Source organism: Streptomyces sp. NBC_00224 (assembly GCF_041435195.1).
In the GTDB taxonomy this organism is placed as follows: Bacteria; Actinomycetota; Actinomycetes; order Streptomycetales; family Streptomycetaceae; genus Streptomyces.
Genome location: NZ_CP108106.1, coordinates 499,930 through 521,940 on the forward strand (window position 1 = coordinate 499,930; position 22,011 = coordinate 521,940).

Below are 22,011 nucleotides of genomic sequence, written 5' to 3' on the forward strand. Positions count from 1 at the left end.
GCAGGGGCATGGGGAACGAGAGAAACCGCAGGCTCCATCACGGGGCCCGGGCGACGGGACACACCGCCGACCGCGCCTCGTCAGCCCTTGACGCGGCTCTCGCCGTCCTGGGCTCGGTCGTACATGTCCTTCCAGAACGCCGCCGTACCGGCCGCGTCCGCCTGTTCCCTCGCCCAGGAATCCTGGTTGGCCTCGGCCGGCTCAGCGATGTGCTTCCAGAGGCTGTCGGCACTCTCCCCCGCCACCCTGGCGATGTTCCGCCAGCTCTCGGCCTGCGCCCGTGCCTCCTCCTGCTCGGCCAGCCACCTCTGACGAGCCGTATCGGAGTGGTCGGCCACCGCCTTCCACGCCGCCTCCGCCTCGACCCGCGCCCGCGCGGCGTCGGCCGCATCCTTCAACGCGGCCTCGGCAGCCACGGCCTTCTCCACCAACCGGGACAAGGTGTAGTGCCGTGCGGTCTCAGCCTCCGCGCCCCGCAGCCGGTAACCCTCCAGATCCAGGGTCGCGCCCGACGCCCAGCCGTACCCGAAGAACTCCGTGACGTCCGCATCGGTCGCCGACGGCCGCAACGCCCATTGCGCCGCGACCCGTACGTTCTCCCCCGGGTCCCGCTCGGCGACATCCCGTACGAACTCCCGGTCCTTCGCCACGACTTCCCGCCGGTGCTGGGCATCTGCCTCCCGCACCGCCCGGTCGCGCTTCTGGGCCTCGGCATAACCGGACTTGACGAAGGCCGCCCGGTCCGCGTCCGATCCCTTGACGGCGCGTTCCGCGGCCGCGTGCACTTCCGGGGCGAAGGTCGCGGTGTGGGTCCGTGCCACCCGCTCGCAGAACGCGCGGTTACGGCTCCGGGTCTCCTTCATCCGCTGCATGGCCAGCTCGAACCCACCTCCCGGCGCCAGCCACTCCGTGATCGCCTCGTCGCCGCGCGAGCTGCGCAGCGCGAGCCAGGCCGACACACGGATCTCGGACGGCAGATTCGACATCGCCATCTTCAGAACTCGGTCCCGGGCCGCCTGGGCCGCCGCGGACCTGACCGGCGAGGGCTGGTCGGCCGCCCCGTCGTCCGCGGCGGTGACTACGGCCCGGGCCGACGCGGTCCCGGCGACCACTCCCCCGCCCGCCAGCAATCCGGCCGTCAGCACGGGCACGAGCCACCGATGTGCACGGCCGGTCACTTGACCACCTTGATCTGCCAGAGCTGGGCATCGCTCTGGTTGCAGGACCACGACTGCGCGCCCACGCCGTTCGTCCGCACACCGTTCTGGAAGCCACCGTTGTTGATGTCCAGGCAGCGCTCGGTCGTGTGGGTGACCCGAAACTCGTAGCTCCTGTTGGTGTAGTCGACCACGGCGGCCTGCCAGCGCATCTGCTTGCCCCCACTGCACTCCCACACCTGCACAGCGGCTCCCACCTGCGTACCGCTGTTCTCGACTTCGAGACACTTGCCGCTGCGCACCGACCGGAGTTCGAAGGAGGAGTTGTCCACGGGGACCATGCGCCACTTCTGGGTGTCGGACCCGTCGCAGGCCCACTGGATGGCCTTCGCACCGTTGTCAGCGACACCCGAGATGTCCAGACACATGTCGCTGCCCACCAGCTGGAGGTTGACGATCGTGTCAGCGGACGCGGGCGCGCCGGTGCTCGCCGACGCGTGTGCGGTGGTCGCGCCGGCGGCCACCGCGGCGACACCGGCACAGACGGCCAGCGCGCAACGGAGAAGTTTTTCCATCGTGATTTCCGTTTCTTCTCGGCGGTGGGCGTCAGGCCGGCAGGAAGCGCCAGCGGGCGAGGTCATGGCCGCACTCCCAGGTCATCGCGCGCGTGCCGTCCTCCTCGGGCTTCCAGAAGTCGATGTTCAGGCAGCGGTCGGGAGCCGACATGGGTCTCAGCTCGTACAGGTCCTTGGCGACCTCGACCAGCATCAGCCGCCAGCGCTGGCTGGAATCGTCGAAGCACCATTGCTGCCCGACCTCGATGTCGGAGCTGGCCAGGCACCGGCCACTGTGCTTGGCCCGCAGCTCGAAGGTGCCCGACCCGGCGGGCTTCAGACTGAAGAGCTGGTGGTCCGCACTGGCGTCGCAGGTGGACTGCACCGCGTAGGCACCATTGCGGATGGCGCCGTCCTGGATGGTGAGGCACTTGCCGCTGTGTTCGACCTGGAGCCGTACGTATGACGACGCGCCGGCCGAGGCGCGGGACGTGGACGGGTCCGCCTGGGCGGTGGTGACGCTGCCGACCAGGGCGGCGACGCTGGCGCCGACGGCCAGCGCGGCTCTGACGGTCCGGGACATGTCGAGTCCGTTCATCTCTGTGGAGGGTTCGGGGGCAAGAGGAAGGAAGCGGTCAGTCCGCGTACGGAGGGATGACCATCCAGGTGGAGTCCCGGTCGAAGTCCGTGCCGTACTGGGTGATCGCGTAGAGCCGCCCCTGGAAGTTCCGCAGCCACACACCCGGCTTGCTCGCGAGCTCGAAGGACTTCCCGTACCCGTTGAAGCCCTTGCGGGGACACCAGGAGGCGTCCGCCCGGAACTCCGCACTGCCGTCGTCCCCGGCGACCAGCACGTTCTCGCCGATGTGCTCGTTCCTCAGGTAGTAGCCGGGCTTGCTCACCGACTCGAAGGAGAAGCAGCCCGGGTTGCTGGCCAGCGCGGGCACGATGACCCAGCTGGCGTCCTCGCGGTCGGCCTGCTTGAACCCGTAGCTCATCGGGGCGATGAACGCCCCGTCGCCGTCGGCGGCGTTCCTGCGGATGTACCAGCCCACGTCGGTAACGTAGGACGACATGAAGGACTGCCGTCGCGCCCGGTGCTGGTTCTCGTCCTTGAGGAACGCGGTGACGTCCTCGTCCGTCCCGGCCAGCGCCTTCTTCGCCGCGGCCACCAGGTTGGGGTTCACACCGCCGTTCTCCGCCGCGGCCTGGATGCGCCGGGCGAGCTGACGGTTCTCCTCGGCAATCTTCTTGCGGCGGTTCTCGTCGTCACGCTTGTACGCCTCGTCGGCCCCGGTGTCGATGTACTTCTTCCACGCGGCCGGGTCGGAGCTGAGCAGCGCCTTCTGGGCGGCCGCGAGGAGTTCGGTGCCCTTGACGTCGGCCGGGGCCGCACGCAGCAGTTCGCGGATGAAGTTGTCGTCGGCAAGGCCGAGCATGGCCTCGGTCGGCGTCACGCGGAAGAGCGCCGCCACGTTCTTGCGGGCGGCCAGCTGCCGCTTGCGCTCGGCTTCCTGGCGATTCCTCTCCTCGATCTCCTTGAGCTCGTTCTCGACGTCGCGCTTGTGGGCCTCGCGGGCACCGTTCACGATGAACTCGTGCCAGGCGGGCGCGTCACCGGCCAGCGCGCGGGCACCCGCCGACCGCACCTCCGGCCCGGAGGCCGGGTGCCTCACGATGGCGCGGACGAAGTTGTCATCGCTGAGCTCCAGCAGCTCCGGGCTGCTCGGGATGCCAACCGCCAGCAGGGCCTGGGACTTGGCGAGCCTGGCCGCACGGTCGGCCTCCGCCTTGTCCCGCTCGCGCTTCTGGTCGATCTTGCGCGCCTCACCGATGCCCGTCGTGATGAACCGCACGTGGTCCTCGGGCTTGGAGCTGAGCATCGCCTCCTCCGCGGCGGTACGCACCGTCGCCATGCGGTCGCCCCCGTCCCTGGCCTTCTGCCACAGCACGTGGATGAAGTCGTAGTCGTTGAGCAGGAGCACCTCCGACGGCGGATCGAAGTCGACCTTGGACGCCGCCTCGATACGCTGCTCGGCAGTCGTGCCCACCGCACCGGCCTGGGCGCTCGCCTTCGCGGGCTGCTCGGCGGCGGCGGCCGGTACGACGGCTCCGGTCACGGCGGCCAGCGCGGTGGTGGCCACGATGCCGCGAGTGACGATCTTCCGCACACGCGCGGAGGTGATGTGGCTGTTGTGCATGCTGTGTCAGTAACCCCTCTGGTACCCAATGCTGGGTGACCCGATATATGGAGAGCGGTCATGGCGAAGTAGGCGCTTCACCGGTGCCTCACCGAGCGGAATTCGTAGTTCTCGAACGCGCGGTGAAATCAGCCCTCGCGACCAGGACACGTGAACTGATGCCAGGAAGGCCTGCCGGACCGCTGAGCGATGTTTCTCGCCAACGAGAGAGCGTTTCAGCGCCTCACGGGGTATCGAGTACTGCAGCCCGGACGTCGCGTGGGCCGCTACTGACGGCGCTCGTGTTCCGGGCCGACAGTCCAGGACTCTGCCTGGTGAGCATGGCGTGAGTGCGATCGATGCTGGCAGACAGCCGATTCCGAATGCCTTCGGCCACGGCACTGACCTGCGGGAAACCCGAGTCCGGCTGCAGTACCCGTGCGGCAGCAGCAGCCACCGCACGCATGGACTCCCGGTCCACGGTCATCCCCCATACCCCCGTCAACGAACTTCAGGACGGGCGCACACGGCATGAAGGGGCACAAACGCCCTGCTCACCCCGTACCCCCGTCGACTGGATGAACCAGTCACCATGACCGTATCCGCCATATGTCGAATAATGATCTTCTTTTGGCCAGTGGAATCCCCCATTCCAAATAGAACATGACGGCAGCTCGACCAAGCGGCAGGGCAGACAATCAAAGTCCCATGAGCAGCAAATGCAAGAGTCAAGTGAAGGAAACGTAAAGTGAGTTGAGTAACGGGAACGCTCGCGGTGCGGAACCACGCGCCACTCATCACCCAGCCCCGCCCAGCCTCAACAGAGACGTAGACAGCCAAGGCTGTCACTCCAGAGTGATGACTCATCTACGGAACGAATCCACTCGCTTGGCTGGATCGGCCCAGCAATCGCCAGCAGGGGAACGCCCTTCCCTCGCTCGGCCGGCTGCGCATCGGCACCTGCGCCTCTTCACGCCGTCCCGCGGTGCGCCCCGCCGGGTGCCGGGCCCCGCCCGTGGCGCTTCGCGTGCGGGCGTCGAGGCCGATCGCAGACTGTCCGGAGACGCGGACCGCACCGTCCCAAGGGCACTTCCCGTGAACGAGGTAGAACGCCGCCCAACTCCCGTCGGCCTGCCTGTACCAGCACGGCGGCACGGGACCCCCTACTGGGATTGGGACCAGCATTCGCTGCGGCTCTCGCTGACCGCGGCCGAGCTCGATGTGCCGTGCACGGTCCACCCCCTCGGATCATGGGCGTGCGGCACGCTCGGGCTCGGGGAGGAGGTCCTGATGATGGACCCCAACCCGCTCCCCGTATCCTCGACGGCACTTGGTCTCCGTACGAGCTGGTGCCGCTGCCCTGCCGAACCATGGCAGTTGGACGTCCCGTTTCCACAGCGGGCTGACCCGACGGTGGCGCTGGGCGCATGGCACGGCACCTGTCGGACCACCCGCGCGGGGTGACGCCGGGACATGACTCGGACGGAATGCCGGGCTGCGAGCGTAAAGGCGGGCCCCTTCGCTCGTACGGCGGCGTCGGCACACCTCACGCGGCCGACGATTCGCCCCCGCGAGAGACCGAGGGCTACTTCCACACGGCCCCGTACCTGTCGCAGCCACCGGAAGACACCGCGGCATTCCCGTTCACCACACTGACACAGGCTCCCACCCAAGCCCCTTGCCCGACGAAGCGCTGAGCACCGCAGGCGGCCCCGGTTCTGATTCGCAGTCACACCGCGGCGGGGCGCCTGCGCAGCCCCAGACCTGCGCGCCTCTGGCAGCGCACGCAGGTGCCAGAACACCGAGCGAACCTGTGAAGGGGGGCGAGGAGCTGGCTGACCACGCCCCGGGTACAGCGCCGCTCGCCCCCCACTTCCCCTCGTGGAAACGCGTCAACGTGGGTCATGCCGCTCGGAGCGCGCATCTAGACCTTCGCAGAGGTGCCTTCAGCCAGCCGGGTCGGCATCCGCACGCTGTGCCAGCGTGCCGGTCGCCACCCAACAGGCGGGCAGACGGGAGACCGTGCGCCCGTGCCCGATGCGGGGGTCGGCTCCGCTGTAGACCTCAGCATGCCAACCATGGCCTGCCAGCCACGACTGCAGGTCGTCCCGGGCGGACAGCCAGCGGGCACCCTGCGACGCGAGCCGTTCACGGGAGGGTTTGCCCTCCTCCCCCAGCATCACCGTCGCCAGCTGTTCCAGCATGATCCGACTGCCCGGCGCAGACAGCGCGGACAGCCCGGAGAGCAGGGCATCCCCCGCTTCTTCGGAGAGGTACATCAGCAGGCCCTCCACCAGCCAGGCGGTCGGCTGGTCGGAGTCGAAGCCCGCTTCGCGCAGCGCGTCGGTCCAGTTGGCGGTCAAGTCCGCGGCAACTCCGCGGCGTTCGCAGGTGGCGGCCAGTCCCGAGTGGGCGATCAGCGCGTCTTTGAAGGCCATCATGTCCGGCAGGTCGAGCTCGTACCACTGTGTTCCGGGCGGGCAGTCCAACCGGACGGTCCGTCCATCCACTCCAGCAGCCAGAGTGACGACCTGGCGGACCCCGGCGCGCATCGCGCTGAGCAGCTCGTCGTCGAAGAACCGGGTGCGCACCGCGAAGTACGCGGGGTATTCGCGCGTGCTGCTGCTCGCTCGGGTGACCATGTCAGACACCTCGGTGAAGGACTGATCCTCGGCGATCGCGTTCAACAGCCCGTCGGCGAATGGGTCTTGGAACAGAGCGTCGGGTCTCTGGCTCTCCATCTGTCGCATCCAGGCCACGACCAGCGCCGTCTGCCCGACGCCTTCGGGGACCTTCAGACCGTCGATCATCGAGATTCTCCTGAGTGAGGGGGTGGGGATGGTGGGTGGAGTTCCTGCTTCCGGCCCCGGGGCGGCGGAGAAAGTGCTGGCACATCAGTGCCCCGGGCGCGTATCAGTCGGAACCTCCGCAAGGGGGCGAGGAACTCACAGGCCGACGCGATTATCACTGGTTTGAGTCCCCGTGATCACGAACTCCACCGTATTCACGGACTTTTTTCCGCCGCAGACACCAGCCTGGGTCCTGGACACAACAACCCTTCGGGAAACCCGACTTCCAAGGGACCTGACCCGACGCCGTCCGGCGGAGGGCAACTGGGCCGCGTACCGGACCGGCACGACAGAAACCCGCTCCCCGCCGCGCCGGACACCTGCAGCGGCCGAGGACGCACAGCCGGTGGCAGCGCGCAGCACTCCCCTTTGACTGGTCAGGGGGCACGGCGGGTGCGCCAGCAGCTGGTTCTGCGGCAAGAGCAGCCGACGCAGCAGGCGGTCCGCGAAGCGTGTACGCGCCGGAGCCTGGGGAACAGCGTTCCCCAGGCGTGATCCGCGCTCACCAACGCCTGGACGAGCGTGGGGTGGTGAACGATTGAAATGCCGTGTCAGCACCGGTGGAGTGCTGGTCCTTGGCCGTGTTGCACGGCCAGAGGATCACCGCCGCCGAGAGCACCCGTCCCTGTCAATGGTGGTAGTCGTACGCCTTGACGTCGACGGTGTGGTGCCTGCCCTTCTCCTGCGATGACGACGCCCAGACCCTGGCCGACCCGGTACCCGCCGTTGGAGTGGATGGTGAACCACGCATTGCCGGGCTTCTTGCAGTACTGGAACCGGGTGTTGCCGGTGATGGGGATGCACTTGCGGCTTTCGACGTTGTACAGCCGCACGCGGGCCTTGCCGCCATCCCCGCTGTTGTAGCAGTTGAAGTTGATGTCGGTCCTGGCCGTGTCCGGCGCGAAGGTCCCCGACACCCAGCGTGTGTGGTGGTTGAAGTCGCTTCCGGCCCCCCGAAGACAGGCAGACTTGTCGCCGTTCACATTGACCACGGCCGCACTCCGGCCTGCAAGGCCGTACTGGCGGCGGACACCGCGACGGCCACCTCCGAACCGTGGCACGGCTCGGCCCAGCAACCGGTCTCAGCGGGAGGACCGGACGGACCGGCCCTCCCGCGTTGATCAGTTGCAGGTCATGTTGGCGGGGGCGTGGTCGGGGTCGGTCCGGTAGCAGGAGTGCTGCGCAGCCGTCAGGTCGCCTACGCTGGTCTGCCACACGGCGCCCTGCCACAGGGCTTGCAGCGAGTCGGGCTTTTCCAGGAGGCGCGGGTAGCGCAGGACTTCCCAGGACGGGAACTTGTCCTTCACGGTCTCGACGTCGAAGCCGGTGAAGTTCCTGTTGTTGCCGTCGTATCCGTGCGGGTACACGTAGAACGTCGCGTTGATCCGGCCGAGGTCGGCGACGCTCGATCCCGGTACATCGGCGAACGAGTTGACCGCCGACACGTCGACCCGCATGCCGCCGTCGCCATAGGGCTCCACCCAGTACTCGTTCTGCGGAGTCCGGTCGTCCTGGACGACCTTGGCGTGCTCGGTGCGCACCAGCGGTTTGGCGTTGCGGCACGGCAGGTCTCCGACGCAGGAGTGCTCGACGTAGATGCCGACCTGGCCCGTGGCGGTGTCCCAGGCAAAGGCCACCTTGGAGCTGACCTCGGGCTCGGTGCTCCACAGGCGGTGGTTGCCGATGGAGTGGTTCACCGGATTGCCGTCGTCGCCGATGTAGCCACGTACGACGACGATGCCGCGGTCGGCGCCCTTGGGCAGCAGCGTTGCGCTCTCGTCCAGGTCGCCCGGGGTGGGTTTGCCATCGAGGAGCTTGGCTTTCGCGCGGGGGATCAGCGGGTTCGCGGTCTCGTTCGGCGACCACCGGAGGGGGCCGTGCTCGAACATCTGGGTGACGCCCTCCTGCGGGAGCTCGTCGGTGATGGGGTAGCCGTACACCCCGCCTTCCCAGCCCGCCTGTCCCCAGCGCTGGCCGATGAGGCCCAAGACGGGGTGGACGCCGTTGGAGCGCGTGGGGTGCCAGTAGAGCGAGCCACCCTGGAACACCTGACGCTTCCCGGCGCCGTCGGGCAGGGACAGTTCGTCGCTGGTGGGGTAGCCGAGAGAGCCCTTCTCCCAGCCCATGGCGGCCCACTTGTCGCGGATGAGGCCCCAGATGGCATGGGCGTCGGTGGAGGGACTCCAGTAGATCGAGCCGCCGTCGAAGACACTGAACCGGCCCACCCCGTCGGGAGCGGTCTGCTCGTCGGTCTGGGGGCAGCCGAGCGTGTCCCGGTACTCCCGGTACTTTTCCAGGATGCGGCCCTGGACCGTATGGCCACAGATCTGTTCTGGGTCCTGCCCGGCGGCGGAGGCCGTCGCCGGGAAGAGGACGGAGCCGGCGAGAAGGGCGGTGAGCAGGAGCGAGATTTTCGCTCCCCGTCCGCGGGCTCGTCGGCGGGACGTTAAGTGTTCTCTGATGGCGTTCACCCGAGTGATTTTCGTGCACACGCCAACGAGAGAGACAGTGTTCGAAGATCCAAGGAATGGGCAGGTCCACGGCACAAGCACACAGCCAGGCCCTTCACGAGCCGCGAGAACTACTGGGGCCTCCGGGAACTGGGCCTCTCACCCGCGAGAACCGGAGGTCAGGTGATCGTCTGCGCATGGCCGGCCAACTGGGAGTCGACATGGCCGACGATCGGTCGATGTCGCCTGGACAGCTGCCGCGCGGGGCCGCGCCGCCCACCTCACGGGCCATGGCGGTCAAGGACCGTCGCAGTCGCCTCCAGTCCTGCCGGGGGGACGAGGTCCACATCGCGAAGTCGCCGGGGCTCAGACGGGTTTCGTTGCGCTCCTGGGTGACACGCATGGCGCCTTCGAGGATCAGGGTGAGCGGCGCAGCGTCACCGCGCACGCGCCAGCGTGCTGTACGGCCGGTGGCTCGCCGCGCAGGCACGGGCAGCCGGCGTAGCGGTCATCGCTCCGCGTCCGTGGCAGGACCTGGCCGACCGTGTCGCCGATGCGATAACGGGCACGGGGCGCCGCCGTCTGCCGCTGCGTGACTGAAGCGGGGCACCGGCCTTCCTCGGCCGCCGACACACCAAGGCAACCGGCACCCCATACGGACGGCATGCACCCGCGATAATCAGGTCCGCCCCTTCCCTGCCGGCCTGCGCGAGCCTCTGGCCCGCACCGACCGGGAGAGCCGAGAAAATACAACACGGAACCTGAGACCCCGTCGGATGGCATCACCTGAGACACCGTGAGAACACCCAGGTCACAGGCCAGCAGATAGCGCGGGCCGTGTGTGATCCAAAACTGATGTTCATCGTTGACACCCTTTGCAGGCGGTGCGCCGACTGGTCGAGCTCTAGCGTACCGACGTTTTTCTCGCGGTATCCGTTTACTCGTGTCCAAGCCAGCATGCGAGAGCATTCGGACGGCAACTGGAGAAAGCCATGATTCAGATCGATGTGGGGATCTGCTACGGGATGGGAACCGCGCTCGCCCTGTCGCACGCCCGCCATCTGATCGTCGCGCCCGAGAGCAGGGGGGAACTCGATGCCCGTCGGTCGGCCGTGGTGCTCTTTGCCGCTCTCGTCGTCACCCCTGTGGTGGTCTTGACGCTGTGGCTGTACCCCGGCTGGGAGACGATGTGGGTGGTGTCCGCACCATCGGTCTGGCTGGTGGCGGCAGTGGTGCCGGGTCTCGTTGGGGCCGCTTCCGCCGGATATCTCCTGACCTGTGAACTGCTCGTACGCAAGCGGTATGGCGCGGCCTGTGCGCAGTGGCACGCAGCCGTCTTCGTGACAGTTTTCCTGATGTTCCACGGCTGGGACGGCACGGGGTACCAGCGCATGCTCTCGCCTGACTCCGACGCCTTCGCCCTGTGGGCTCACAGCTCGGTGGTGGAGAACGCGGCCGCGTGGCTGCTGTCACCGGTAGCGCGGCTGGTAGCCGTTCTGACGGTCCTGACTGTGATCGCGTTCTTCCTCATGGCATGTCGTTGTGAAGGGCTCTCGGCAAGCGGGGGTCCGGGGTGCGCAGGACGGGAGCACGGGTGGCTGGCGGTGCGCCCGGTGGCAAGCGCCGGCTTCGCCGGGTGTGCACTCGCCGCTGTGGGGGTCAGTACGGTGGTGCATCTGGTCGGCTGGTTTTGGGCGGTCCTCGCGCTGTCTGGCGGAGCTGTGGCGTTGGGTTCCTGCGGGTTGTCCGCCGCCTGGTACGCCCCGCTCGACCCGCGCCTTCGATCAACGCGGGAGGGCGGTTGAATCCCTATGGGGAGGGAGTGCGGTGCGCGTCCCCCGCCGTCTGCGGCCGCGCCACCGGCTGCCACCGTGAAGCGACCGGCGTGAGCTGGGCGACGCCGAACTTGTCCATGGTGCAGCCCGGTCCACCCACGGTGTACGTGCGGACCTTCGGCAGCTCGTCGAAGAGTGAGCGGCGCCGGGGAGGCGCGAGACGCAGCAGCCGTCCACGTGCCCACAGGGCACTGTGTGTCAGTGCGGCGACGCCGGTGGGGGCGCCGGGGTAGCCAAGGGCCGTACGCAACGGTTTGTCCAGCACGCTCAGGACCACGGGCCTGACGAGGGGGCGCAGGGGCCGGGGGAACCAGCCGCACATCGCTTTGAGGGCATGGTCGGCGACGCGGCGGCCCGCGTCGGTGCGACTGAACGCGGTGCGCTCGTACTGCTCATTGAAGTCCTGGAAGTCCTCGTAGCGCGAGGGGATGTCCTTGACCCCCAGGCGCAGTCCCACATTCCGATAATACCAGAATGCGGCAAGTTTCTCCTCCCCCAGCAGCGGGCGCCATCCATGTCTGCCGATCCATCTGATGGGTTCGTAAATGAACGAGGAGAGCGTATAGAGCATGTCGTCGTTGCTGATGCGGTACCAGCCGTGGGCCCGGTTCACCGTGCGCAGGGCGGTTTTCCCCTCTGGTGAGTCGTAGCCGTAGCGGGCGAGCGCGCCCATGAGGATGAAGGTGTCGTCATAGCGGCGCTGGGCGGCACACTCGAACTGGCCCGTGGCATCCAGCAGTCCGCCGATGCTCGGCACGGCGAAGGTACGCAGCAGGGCGATCTCAGTGGCACGCAGATAGTCCCAGGGGAATTCACAGCCGGAGCTGATGCGGTAAATCTCCAGGTGGTCGCGTTCGGGGTCCAGGGTCTTGATGTGCCGCATCCGCGCGTAGCGGTTCCGGACGGGCCGCAATACGGAAGGCCGATTCATGCTTCTGGCCATGTTGGCGACTCCTTGTGTCGTTGGCTCGCGGCGCGCGGTTTACATCGGGCCCAGAAGAAGAAAAGGCCTGAGGCGGCGAGACCACTGGCCCAGGTGAGTTCCGCCAGCAGTTCGGTAACGGGGATCCGCGCGCCGAAGGTGCCGCTGACAGCGGTCTGCATTCCTCCGTACATGGGCAGGAAGGACACAAGTGTCCGGTCTGCTGTGGGATTGAACATCGGATTCTGGAGGCCGGCGTCGATGAGGCTGATCATGATGATGGCGAACATTCCCTCAAGCTCGCCCGGGAGCAGGGAGGCCAGCGCCATGCCCAGGCCGCCGTAGGTAAGACCCGCGCTCAGCAGGCCGAGAGCCACCGTCCAGGGGCTGTGCAGGCTGAGGTGCACGGCCATCACCGCCGTGGTGTAGGCGGCCGTGCAGGCGGCGGCGAGGTTGAGCGCCACGATCTTCCCGGCGAACAACCATCCGTGAGGAAACCCTGAGCGCACCAACCGCCCGTCGAAGTACCGGCAGCGGTAGGTGGCCGTGAACGTCATGAACCCGATGATGAGCGTCACGGCGTTGGCAGCAGCCAGGATCAGGGTGAGGTCGTTGCCCGGCACGGTGAACGGGGGCTGATGCCGGGCTGGTGTGAAGACGACGAGGTCGGCCGGGATGAAGAGTTGCTCCAAGGTCAGCCACAGCGGGACGAAACCCGCGATCATGCACAGGCCAAGCCGGTTGCGGGCGTGCTCCAGGAGCGCGAAACGAGTGGCCACGGACAGGACGGACGATGGGGCTGAGGAGGTCGTCATCGGCGACCTCCTCGGTCGACCGGCGCCACGAGTGCCGACTCAGGGCCGCAGGAGCGCAGGCGGCCATCGACGAGTTCGTACCGGAAGTCGAACCGGCTGACGTCAGGGGCGAAATGAGAGACGACCAGTACGGTCCTGCCGCGCTCGCGCAACGTGTCGGCCAGATCCCAGAACCGCAGGTACGTCTCCCAGTCGAAACCCTGGTACGGCTCGTCCAGCAGGAGCAGTTCCGGATCGTGCATCAAAGCCAGGGTGAGGTTCAGCTTCTGCTGGGTGCCGCCGCTGAGGGTGCCCACGGTGCGCGTCCGGTAGTCACCGAAGCCCAGCTGCGCCACGAGGTGCTCGGCATGTTCAAGGCTGGGAAGGCGGTAAGCCGCCTGGAAGAACCGCAGGTGCTGGTCCACCGTGAGGCAGGGATTCAGCACCGGAGTCTGCGGGCAATGTCCCATCGTTCCCCGGTAGCGGATCTCGCCCTCGTCCGGGGACAGTTCACCGCACAGGAGACGCAGCAGCGTTGTCTTCCCCGCCCCGTTCTCGCCGAAGAAACCGACGATTCCCCCGGCAGGCAGGCTTACGTCGACTCCGGTCAGGACCGGCTGCCGTCCGAAGCTCTTACGCAGCCCCGCGACGCGCAGAGACCACTCCACCCCTTGTGTCGAGACCTCCTGGCACAGCGCATGGCCTGCCACGGCCGGGTACCCATCGCTTCTGTCGGGCCGCGCGTGTGGCGGCTTACGCCGGTGAACCACCGCTTCTCCTCGTTCGCCGGGGGCTATGGTGTCTCAGGGACGCAAGGACAAGGCGCAGCGGCGCAGTTCGCCGTCGGGCATGATGGTCTCCCGGGCGAAATCGATGAGCGGACCAGCCTGTTCCGGGCTCCGGCCGAGCCGCCGTACTGCATCGGCCGCGTCGCACAGGTGCTGTTCGGCGATGGCCAGGGTCTCCTCGACGGCTCCGGAGTTGATCACCATCCTGCGGATGTTGTCGACCGCTTCCTCGCAGAGCGGAGCCGCGAGGTGTTCGCGTACCGCACCATCGCGCTGCAGCGCGCGGATCACGGGAAGGGTGAAGATGCCCTCCAGCAGGTCCTTGCCCACTGGCTTGCCCAACTGGACGGAGCTTGCCGTCAGGTCGAGGACATCGTCGACCAGTTGGTAGGCCATCCCGAAGTGCCATCCGAAGCGCGCCAACGCCGCGCGTGTGGCCGGATCCTTGGTGGCCTGCATGGTGCCGAGCTCACAGCACAGCGACAACAGCGCCGCAGTCTTCTCGCCAATCACCTCGAAATAGGATTCCGCGGTGCGGTCCAGGCGATGGCGTCCGGCAGTCTCCGTCACCATGCCCCGGCACATTTCGCGCCCCGCGCGGGCGGCCAGACACGCCTCCTCCTGCCCGAGCCGGGCGACCAGTTCGATGGCATGCAGGATGATGTAATCCCCGGCAAGGATGGCCATCTCGTTCCCCCACAGCTGGTTGACGCTCCCCCGCCCGTGCCGGCTCGGTGCCTGGTCAACCACATCGTCGTGGTACAGCGTCCCCACATGAATCATTTCCATGGCGGTGGCGGCCTCGATCGCCCGAGAACGCCCCTTCTCGGCGCCGTCAGCGGCGAACTGGTGGCACAGCAGCGTGAGCCGAGGCCGCACCCGGCGCCGGCGCCCGCCGACCTGGTAGCCGATGACGTGACGGAGGTCGTCGCGGCCCGACCGGCTGATCTCCAGCAATCTGTTCTCGACATCCGTGAGAGAAGCATCGGAGGAAGCGACGCCAACGCCCTCTTCTGTTTGAGATTTCACGGAACTCCTCGGCGAAACGCGGCATGCAGTATGGAACTGTTCGACTACTAGAAGTATGTCTAAATGTTTGCAGACTTCCGGAAGACGGGGTACGACCGGCGTGTCGGACATCACGGCACGCCAGCGTTATACGTTTCGGCTGCACTGCGTCGAGCAGCGACACCCGATATAGATTGCCCATCAGACACGCTCCCGTTGTGACTGGGCGCTTCCTGTCCAGAAGGAACTTTCGCGTCGACGATACGGATGACCTGAATCACCCAATCGGAAAACTAAGGTGCTGTGCAGGGCGCGGGAACGGAAACTCGGACAGGTCCGCTCGCCCAGCCTGAGAGGAGAGCACTGCCGTGGAATCGCCGAAACGGGCCGGCCCATTGGCTGCGCTAAAGGGGAGCGTATGCCTGGTCACCGGCGGGGCTCAGGGGATCGGCCTGGCGATCACGCGGGCTCTAGCTCACCAGGGCGCACAGGTACACGTCGCTGCGATCTCCCCGGACAGCATCGAGTCGGCCAACGCGGAACTGGCGGCAACCGCGACGGGCGCGTCCGTGACCTTCCACTTGGTCGACGTCAGCAACCGAGACGCCTTCGAGGAGTGCATCGCGCAGGTGCACTCAGCCAGCGGGCGATTGGACATCTTGGTGAACAACGCCGCATTCACTCAGTGGTGTGATGTCGCGGATATGAGCATCGAGGACGCCGAGCAGACGATGCGTACCGGCTACAACGCCATGGTCTACGGTGTGAAAGCGGCACTGCCGCTGATGCGTGCCGCCAACAGCGGACACATCGTCAACATCAGCTCCGCTGCCGGAGTAATCTTCGTCAGAGGCCCCTCCGCTGCCTATGCGGCAGCGAAAGCAGCCATCAACGCCTACACCCAGATCCTCACCTGCGAACTGGCTGACACCCCGGTCCACGTCCTGCTGGTGCGGCCGGGTGCGGTGGGCGGTACCGAGTTCTTCGGCAAATGCGTCCCCTCCAGTCGGATGCCGCGTGTCGCCGACTTCCTCCCCGTCTCCACCCCCGCACAGGTCGCCGCCGCCATCGTGAACGGCATCCTGCGCCGCCGGGCCGTCGTCGACGTCCCTGGCTATCTCCCGTGGTTGTACCGCGCCTACGCCCTGACCCCACCGCTCCTGGCAAAGCTGGCCGCCCTCGGCGGCCCGGCACACCGCAACTTCGCCACTGTTACCGCCCCGTCGGTAGCACCCAGTGCGCACGAGCCCACGCTGGCGGGAAGGGCATCCGCCGCGGCTGCTGTGAAGCGGCTGGCCATGCGGCTGATGAACAAGGCCGGCCCCACCGTAGGGGTGAGTACAGCAGGGCGGTTGTTCCTCGCCCCGATGGACACCGTGCTCCAGCGCTACAGCGTTGGGCGGTGGAGCGTAGGCCGCGGGCTGGGCGTGCCCTCGCTGCTGCTGGCCTCGACTGGCGCCCGCTCAGGACAGCCGCGGCAGTCCCCGCTATTTTACGTCGGGCACCGCAATGGCTTCTGCGTCGTGGGAACCAACTTCGGACTCGCCCACCACCCCGCCTGGACAACCAACCTCCTGCACAACCCGCACGCCGTCGTCATTACGGCGGGACAGCGCATCCCCGTTACCGCACGCCTGGTCGAAGGCAAGGAGCGCGACGGAGTCTGGGCCCAGTTCCTTGACCTTTACTCGGGCTACCAGACCTACAGCGACCGCAGCGACCGCCACCTACGAATCTTCCACCTGCAGCCCTCCGAACCCATCTTCAACGGCCCCCTCGTGCACGGCGAGATCAACACCAGCGACATCACCGCCGAACGGCCTCAACAGCACCCATCCGCAGACGGGCCCTGACCCTGAATCCTGGACACGGGTAGGACTCCGTTAGTACTGCAACGGTGCTTGTCGTGACGGGTGGGCGGCTTTGTCGTTGGTGTGGGTATGGGCGGGGATCTCGCTGATGTCAAGTTGTGGGCCGGGGAACTGAGTGCGGTGCACGGGCGGTTCGTGCACCGGTTCGGCGGATTCAATCGATCGTCGCAACGCCTTGATCGAGCGGTGGAGCGATGGGCGTCTTGGAACGGCAGCAGCGGGTGCGCGCGTATCGCGGGCAGATCCCGTCACCGGGTAGGCCGACACTCCCGCCTCGGTCAGCGGTCTCCAATCGCCTACGAGATCGACTTCCAAACAACAGCAACTACCCTGACCCAAGCCGCATAAACGTGTTCAAATCCGGGGTCAAGGCCCGATCGCCTCGGCTGAGGCCATCGAGCAAGTGGCTCCGACATCCACGAAGTCTTCCTCACCCTCGGTTGCGCACTCAGCTGCTGGCGCCGGCTCATGAACCACCGTTTGTGACACCGCCGCGCGAGCGGCCGTCTACAGCGAGACCTTCCGCTCTTCGGCCTTCAGGCCGCGGAGTGTCCAAAGCCCGTACAGAGCCAGCAGCGGCTTACCAACCAACCACTCGCCAGGGCGGTAGTCATCCGCTCGCACGAGCCTCTCAGCAAGATCAGGGCGCTGCCGCCGCACGTACGCACGGGCCTTGAGCGCGTGAGCCGGTTGGGAGGCAAACTTGATCCGGTCGACATCCTCAAGCAGCGGGATCACGTTCGTGATGTTCTCCCATGTCGTCGCGCTCCGGTCTTCGAGAAGCACCGTGCCGTCGAACCCAAGCACCGACTTCGCGTAGTCAGCCATCAACTGCGCCTCCGCAGCTCCGTTGCTGGTCGCACCACCGCTGAAGATCACACGAGTGCCGCGCGCACCGTCAGCGGCAATGGAGCGGATTCCAACGCGAACTCGCCAACGGTTGATGAAGTTCACCGTCGATTGTGGGTTCCGGTAGCCCAACACGACCACGGCTTCGGACGCGCCCACTCTGCTCCCTACGAGGGATCGAGACCAGCGCCAGTTCAACCACTCTCCCCAGGCCAGAACTGCAACCCCAGCTATCCCCAATCCTGCCCTTCGTCGCATGCGGCGACTCTAGAACACCGCGACATCGGGCAGCAAAGACACCAGCCGCCCTACAGAGGGCGCATTCTGTCAAGGCTTCTACTGAGGGTTTTCGTTAGCTCTGCGGCGGTTGGGGATGAATGATGAGTCCGGTGTGGGTGAGGAAGGACCACGGGAGTTGTTCGTTGGAGCAGACCCGGTGGATGCCGCGTTCGGCGGCGTCGGCGACATCGGCGAGGTGGTTGCCGGCGAGGTTGGCCAGCTCGCGGGTCTTGATGGCCGACCACAGCAGTTCCACCGGGTTGAGTTCGGGTGCGTAGGCAGGCAGCCACTCCAGCGTCAGCCAGTCCTGGCCCGCTGCCCAGGCCCGCAATACCCCGGCTCCAGTGTGCGGACAGTCCGTCCCGGACCAGCACCACCGGCTCACCGGCTCACCGGCTCACCGGCGTAGAGGGTTTTGACCTGTTCCAGCACGTCGATCAGGGAGGTGGTGTCGTAGCTGCCCGGCCTGAGGTGGAAGCAGAGTCGCGGACCACGCCCAGGGTCGGCGGCGTGATAGCCCAGCACGGCGGCCATCCCGGCGCGTTTCCAGTTCAGCCGGTGCCGCAGTGTGGGAGTGCGGCCGCGGGGTGCGTAGGTGGCGCGGACCTGGGACAGCAGGGACACGCCCGATTCGTCGAAGGACACGTTCCACGCACGTTTCTTCACCGCCCCTTTTTGATGCGTGGCCACTCCTGGGCGACCCATCGGGCGAGCTCGACGCCGTTCCGCTCGACGGCCTGGCGCCGGGGCCGCTGCAGACTCCACCCCAGCCGCCCGGTCAGCAGGCGCCGCACCGATGCCCGCGCCAGCCTCACACCGGCCACCCGATCAACCACCATCCCCACCCGCTCCAAGGTCCACAGATCGGCCTCGAACCCATGCGCCTGAGCACTCTGCTCCAACACGGCCCGAACTACCTCGACTTGAGCCTCATCCAGCTTGGGCGATCGACCGGTGACCAGCCGCCGCCGCAGCGCCAGAGCCCCGCCTCGCTCCCACAGGCGTTTCCATCGACGCACGCCATCTGGATGGATCCCCACCATCCGTGCGACCTCGGAATCAGCACGTCCCTGCTCGAACAACTCCACCGCGCACACACGCCGGGCCCGGCCAACTGCGGTCGCATCAACGGTGGAACAGCGATGTCCGACACAACAGACACAGGCTCAGAAGACACGCCAGCATCCTCACACTGCTACAGCCCCTGCACCCACAGAACTAATGAAGAACTCAGCAGAAACCCACATGGTGCAGAAGTCCGGTCATCGGCGAGAGGGCCTCGTGCAGACCCCCCAATAACCGCGGTGAAAACCTTCCCACCGCCCAGTTTCTTGATCAGTTGGGCCGGCCCGAATTTCACGGCGTGCAGGGCGGCGCCGCCCAACGCATGCTCGAACTCACTACTCGTCCACCCATGGCCGATGCCCCTGAGCAGCGCGTTGAGCATGGCAAAAGCCATGGAGACGAGATTTGCCTCCATGGCCAGCAGCCCCTGAGGGTTCACTGCGGTAGTGACCCTGCGGCCAGAGCCTTCCGTGCTGCTGCCTCGAACTCTTGCTGACGGAGGCCAAATGCTTGATTATATTCGCGGAACCTCAACGATGAAGAACTCTGCTCTGCCGGACCAACAGTGCGAGCCTGAACGTAGCGGCCTTGCTCATCAAACATCGCCCCGGCCGATTGAATCAATGCACCTGCCGCGCGGGCAACCCCCTCGGGACCTTCCACCTTGACTCGTGCGCACAGGGTCACAGCGAGCTTCCAGTCTGCCAACAGCTGCTCTGCGGAACCCGACTGTTCAGGTGGCAGAGTTCCATCAGCTGTTACGCGCTCCAGAGAGAGTTGCCGCTTCAGTATCTCGATAGTCACGGTTGTCATCTGATCCAAGAACTCGGTGTACGCCTTGGCCCGGGGTTCCCGCTGATGGATCGTCCACTCCAGCTGACGCTGCCCTTTGGCGTTCGAACGACCGAACCAACCATTGACGACGGCGCCAAGGACGGCAGAAACCGCACCGATGGCAGCGCCGACGAGACCCACAACCCCCGCATTCATGGGGACGATTGTGCCGCAAGAAGGCATCGCCGAGATCACCCGCCACCTGCTGCAGGTCGGTCTTGCCCGTCACACCTCAGATGTCCTGGGGCCCTCCGATTCTCACTCACAGCCGCTACACGCAAGGCAGCGAAGAGCCGGTTGGCCCCAGCCCGCCCACAGCCACGGCTGCGCGTCGCAGCCAACACCTGAGCCGACAACCTGCCTTGGCGGGCGGCATGGTGGGCCCCACCACGGCCCCGTGGGGAGAGAGGCAGCCTGAGTCGCACTACTCCCACGCGCCGTGTCGACCGATCGCGCCAGTGCCTGTACGTTCCGTCCAGCCCCATCTTCTGGCCGTTCTCGGGATCGCCATGTCCCGGCGCTACGCGTTCCAGGGCGGCCCAGACCTCGCCAGTCGACGTGACGTCCCAGCCCGACGCCAGCGACGTGGCCCTGCTGCGCCTGGTGGCGCAGCAGCTCTGCTCCAGGCCCCTTCACTCAGTCAGCCAAGGGACAAAGCAGACCGGACAGATGCGGCTCGTCGTTCAGGTCCTCTCGTGTGAGCCGGATCCCGAAGGCGTTCTCCACCAGCGCCAGGACACTGTGGACGTCGTGTTCCAGGCCCGGGCCGAGTCCGAGTGGCCGCATCTGTTCGTCCAGGCGTCGCGGATCGGTCCCTGTCGGGTGAATCTCCTGCAAGGTATCGAAGGCGACGACCACTTGGCCGTCGACGGCCTAGGCGAACGAGTCCATCTTCTCGTTGTGGTGCAGGACAACGGCCTCGGTACCAATGGACACGGCCCGCAGGATGGGCGCGTGAAGGCCGTGGACGCCGCCCTCTTCCCAGGCCCAGGACCAGCACCGCGTGGTGCCGGAGCTGACCACAGGCTCTATCTCGTCGGAAAAATAGTCCCCGAAGTCGGCCGCCAACTCATCCATGTCGCGCACGGCCACGGTCGAGGGGTCTGCCCCCATCCGCATCAGCAGCTCGGACGGTGCAAGATCCCGTACGAAAGTGACCGTGTAGAAGGGGAAGTCGCCCCGAAGCAAGTCCAGGCCTCGTCCCTCAAATCGCCCTGTCATGACGCGGATCCTGCCACGCGCCACTGACACCATGTTTTCGCATACCAGTCGGCGCAGGCGGATCCTCTCAACGGAGTGGTCCAACCCCACCAGTCGCTGCCGGGTGCGCCAGTGCCGCACCCACTGCCCGGCCACCCTGCGCCCCGCCACACCCTCCCGCCCGCCAGATCCACCCACCAGATATTCCTCGTCCGCCGGGGGCCTGGGGCCATGGTCGGATGGCAGCGGCAGCGGGCCTAGATGGAGGTCTTCTCGTCGATGGAGACGACGTACTGGTCCTCGCGCAGCGGGACACCCTCGAACGTACGGGCGTACAGATCCAGGACACGCTGAGCCTTGGCGCGGAAGTCCGGGTCGCGGATGAAGATCCAGGACCCGTACTGCCAGGGCTTGAATACGTCCTGGCGCAGCCAGCGGCGCACAGCGGACGGCGAGACGCTATCGGTGACACCGCGCGCGTTCAGCTCTGCAGCCAGTTCCGGGGAACGACCAGCGCGACGGCGGGATGCCGCCTCGGCCGGGAGCTGGCAGGCCAGGGCTTTGTCCTCGGCGACCCGCACGGGGGTGAAGTGGGCGGGGCACCCGGAACGCTTGCGGTCGGCCAGGGCCGGCAGCCCGCCGCGGGCGAACCGGCCGCGCCAGACACGAACCGTGTCCAGGTGCAGGCCCGTCTCGTGGGCGATACGCGCGTTGGAGCGCCGCCATGCCGCCCTTAGCACGAGCGATGCCCGCTGCCTGTGGCCTGATATTCGGTCTTGCGACCGTAGGCCATCGTTTTCAACCGGCGGCGCTCGGCGACGGTCAAGGTAAGAGCCACGGCCCGGGCCACGGGCACGGGCACGGAGGACAACGGCCAATCTCGGAAAGATCATTCAGGACGGGTCAAGCACACTGCGCCGCACGCCGTCCGCGCCGTGTTCAAGGGCGCCTGATCAGGGAGGTCCGACAGTCAGCCGAGGAAGTCGACGCGGTCGATCAGGCCGTCGCGGACCCGGTAGGCGACCAGCACGCGGAGGGGGTCGTCCGTGATGCCGTGGGCGATCTCGTGGTCCACCACCCAGTCGCCCTCGGTGAGGCGGCCGACGATCTCAGCCCGGCAGCGACCCTTGGCGAACTGGTCGGCGTACGCCTCCCGCACGGCGTCGCGCCCGAGCAGGCGGTCGCCGCTGCGGCGGTTGATGCAGACGTCGGGGGCGTACGTCGCCGCGAAGGCTTCCAGGTCATGGCTGTTGTAGGCGGCGAGCTGGCGTTCAACGATGGTCTCTGGGGTGATCACCAGTTGATCATGCAGAGTGTTCCCTCGCTCGTCCAGGGAAATCCGGGACTACCTGCCGATCGGGACATTCCCACCTCGC

At 66.9% G+C, this 22,011-nt stretch carries 23 protein-coding genes and 1 pseudogene; 3 read left to right on the forward strand and 21 right to left on the reverse strand.

Features of this window, described 5'->3' with window-relative positions; genetic code table 11:
• Positions 1-80: 80 nt before the first annotated feature.
• The 7 genes from OG965_RS02405 to OG965_RS02435 all read right to left on the reverse strand — a co-directional run bounded on the left by OG965_RS02405 (position 81) and on the right by OG965_RS02435 (position 9,211).
• Positions 81-1,178 (reverse strand): hypothetical protein, encoded by a 1,098-nt coding sequence (locus tag OG965_RS02405; protein ID WP_371648570.1) that lies wholly within the window; start codon positions 1,176-1,178, stop codon positions 81-83.
• On the reverse strand, positions 1,175-1,732 hold the full coding sequence (locus OG965_RS02410) for an RICIN domain-containing protein (RefSeq protein ID WP_371648573.1): 558 nt from the start codon (positions 1,730-1,732) through the stop codon (positions 1,175-1,177). Before OG965_RS02410 ends, OG965_RS02405 begins: the two co-directional genes overlap by 4 nt.
• A 31-nt stretch (positions 1,733-1,763) precedes the next feature.
• Positions 1,764-2,309 carry an RICIN domain-containing protein gene (locus OG965_RS02415; RefSeq protein ID WP_371648578.1) on the reverse strand — a complete coding sequence of 182 codons (546 nt, stop codon included), beginning with the start codon at positions 2,307-2,309 and terminating at the stop codon, positions 1,764-1,766.
• A gap of 37 nt (positions 2,310-2,346) precedes the next feature.
• Positions 2,347-3,912, reverse strand: coding sequence for an AbfB domain-containing protein (locus tag OG965_RS02420; RefSeq protein ID WP_371648582.1), 1,566 nt, complete (start codon positions 3,910-3,912; stop codon positions 2,347-2,349).
• Between the two features lie 1,925 nt (positions 3,913-5,837).
• Entirely contained in the window at positions 5,838-6,701 is an 864-nt protein-coding gene (locus OG965_RS02425) for an SAM-dependent methyltransferase (RefSeq protein WP_371648585.1), read from the reverse strand.
• A gap of 590 nt (positions 6,702-7,291) precedes the next feature.
• Positions 7,292-7,657 (reverse strand): hypothetical protein, encoded by a 366-nt coding sequence (locus OG965_RS02430; protein ID WP_371648590.1) that lies wholly within the window; start codon positions 7,655-7,657, stop codon positions 7,292-7,294.
• Between the two features lie 204 nt (positions 7,658-7,861).
• On the reverse strand, positions 7,862-9,211 hold the full coding sequence (locus OG965_RS02435) for an LGFP repeat-containing protein (protein ID WP_371648592.1): 1,350 nt from the start codon (positions 9,209-9,211) through the stop codon (positions 7,862-7,864).
• 971 nt (positions 9,212-10,182) lie between these two features.
• Between OG965_RS02435 and OG965_RS02440 the strand changes: the two genes are divergently transcribed.
• Positions 10,183-10,995, forward strand: a complete 813-nt coding sequence (locus tag OG965_RS02440; protein WP_371648595.1) for a hypothetical protein — start codon at positions 10,183-10,185, stop codon at positions 10,993-10,995.
• A 4-nt stretch (positions 10,996-10,999) separates the two neighbouring features.
• Here OG965_RS02440 and OG965_RS02445 read toward each other — a convergent pair whose 3' ends face one another.
• The 4 genes from OG965_RS02445 to OG965_RS02460 all read right to left on the reverse strand — a co-directional run bounded on the left by OG965_RS02445 (position 11,000) and on the right by OG965_RS02460 (position 14,558).
• Positions 11,000-11,968: an oxygenase MpaB family protein gene (locus tag OG965_RS02445; RefSeq protein WP_371648598.1), complete on the reverse strand. Its 969-nt coding sequence runs from the start codon at positions 11,966-11,968 to the stop codon at positions 11,000-11,002.
• Positions 11,953-12,726, reverse strand: a complete 774-nt coding sequence (locus tag OG965_RS02450) for an ABC transporter permease (RefSeq protein ID WP_371648601.1) — start codon at positions 12,724-12,726, stop codon at positions 11,953-11,955. The genes OG965_RS02445 and OG965_RS02450 overlap by 16 nt, the downstream gene beginning before the upstream one ends.
• Before the next feature lie 32 nt (positions 12,727-12,758).
• Positions 12,759-13,451: an ABC transporter ATP-binding protein gene (locus OG965_RS02455; protein WP_371648605.1), complete on the reverse strand. Its 693-nt coding sequence runs from the start codon at positions 13,449-13,451 to the stop codon at positions 12,759-12,761.
• A 93-nt stretch (positions 13,452-13,544) separates the two neighbouring features.
• The gene (locus tag OG965_RS02460) at positions 13,545-14,558 is read right to left on the reverse strand and encodes a polyprenyl synthetase family protein (RefSeq protein ID WP_371648609.1); all 1,014 of its coding nucleotides are present in this window, start codon (positions 14,556-14,558) and stop codon (positions 13,545-13,547) included.
• 347 nt (positions 14,559-14,905) lie between these two features.
• Between OG965_RS02460 and OG965_RS02465 the strand changes: the two are divergent.
• Positions 14,906-15,511, forward strand: a pseudogene (locus OG965_RS02465) (SDR family NAD(P)-dependent oxidoreductase); the annotation flags it as partial.
• Between the two features lie 393 nt (positions 15,512-15,904).
• Positions 15,905-16,390 (forward strand): nitroreductase family deazaflavin-dependent oxidoreductase, encoded by a 486-nt coding sequence (locus OG965_RS02470; RefSeq protein ID WP_371656825.1) that lies wholly within the window; start codon positions 15,905-15,907, stop codon positions 16,388-16,390.
• Between the two features lie 525 nt (positions 16,391-16,915).
• Here the strand turns inward: OG965_RS02470 and OG965_RS02475 are convergent.
• From OG965_RS02475 to OG965_RS02520, 10 genes are all read right to left on the reverse strand, one after another.
• A complete protein-coding gene (locus tag OG965_RS02475; protein ID WP_371648613.1) occupies positions 16,916-17,515 on the reverse strand; it encodes a YdcF family protein in 600 nt (199 codons plus the stop codon).
• Between the two features lie 94 nt (positions 17,516-17,609).
• Positions 17,610-17,867 carry a transposase gene (locus tag OG965_RS02480; RefSeq protein WP_371648617.1) on the reverse strand — a complete coding sequence of 86 codons (258 nt, stop codon included), beginning with the start codon at positions 17,865-17,867 and terminating at the stop codon, positions 17,610-17,612.
• A gap of 50 nt (positions 17,868-17,917) precedes the next feature.
• The gene (locus OG965_RS02485) at positions 17,918-18,202 is read right to left on the reverse strand and encodes a hypothetical protein (protein ID WP_371648620.1); all 285 of its coding nucleotides are present in this window, start codon (positions 18,200-18,202) and stop codon (positions 17,918-17,920) included.
• Positions 18,199-18,633, reverse strand: coding sequence for a winged helix-turn-helix domain-containing protein (locus OG965_RS02490; RefSeq protein WP_371648623.1), 435 nt, complete (start codon positions 18,631-18,633; stop codon positions 18,199-18,201). The genes OG965_RS02485 and OG965_RS02490 overlap by 4 nt, the downstream gene beginning before the upstream one ends.
• A gap of 98 nt (positions 18,634-18,731) precedes the next feature.
• Positions 18,732-19,016 carry a hypothetical protein gene (locus OG965_RS02495; RefSeq protein WP_371648627.1) on the reverse strand — a complete coding sequence of 95 codons (285 nt, stop codon included), beginning with the start codon at positions 19,014-19,016 and terminating at the stop codon, positions 18,732-18,734.
• A gap of 20 nt (positions 19,017-19,036) precedes the next feature.
• Positions 19,037-19,591: a hypothetical protein gene (locus OG965_RS02500; RefSeq protein ID WP_371648629.1), complete on the reverse strand. Its 555-nt coding sequence runs from the start codon at positions 19,589-19,591 to the stop codon at positions 19,037-19,039.
• A gap of 480 nt (positions 19,592-20,071) precedes the next feature.
• Positions 20,072-20,221: a hypothetical protein gene (locus OG965_RS02505; protein WP_371648633.1), complete on the reverse strand. Its 150-nt coding sequence runs from the start codon at positions 20,219-20,221 to the stop codon at positions 20,072-20,074.
• 87 nt (positions 20,222-20,308) lie between these two features.
• Positions 20,309-20,656, reverse strand: a complete 348-nt coding sequence (locus OG965_RS02510; protein WP_371648636.1) for a DUF6461 domain-containing protein — start codon at positions 20,654-20,656, stop codon at positions 20,309-20,311.
• 236 nt (positions 20,657-20,892) lie between these two features.
• Positions 20,893-21,375 carry a helix-turn-helix domain-containing protein gene (locus OG965_RS02515; RefSeq protein WP_371648638.1) on the reverse strand — a complete coding sequence of 161 codons (483 nt, stop codon included), beginning with the start codon at positions 21,373-21,375 and terminating at the stop codon, positions 20,893-20,895.
• Between the two features lie 230 nt (positions 21,376-21,605).
• Complete coding sequence (locus tag OG965_RS02520; RefSeq protein WP_371648641.1) at positions 21,606-21,932, reverse strand: nuclear transport factor 2 family protein; 327 nt, start codon at positions 21,930-21,932, stop codon at positions 21,606-21,608.
• Positions 21,933-22,011: the final 79 nt, after the last annotated feature.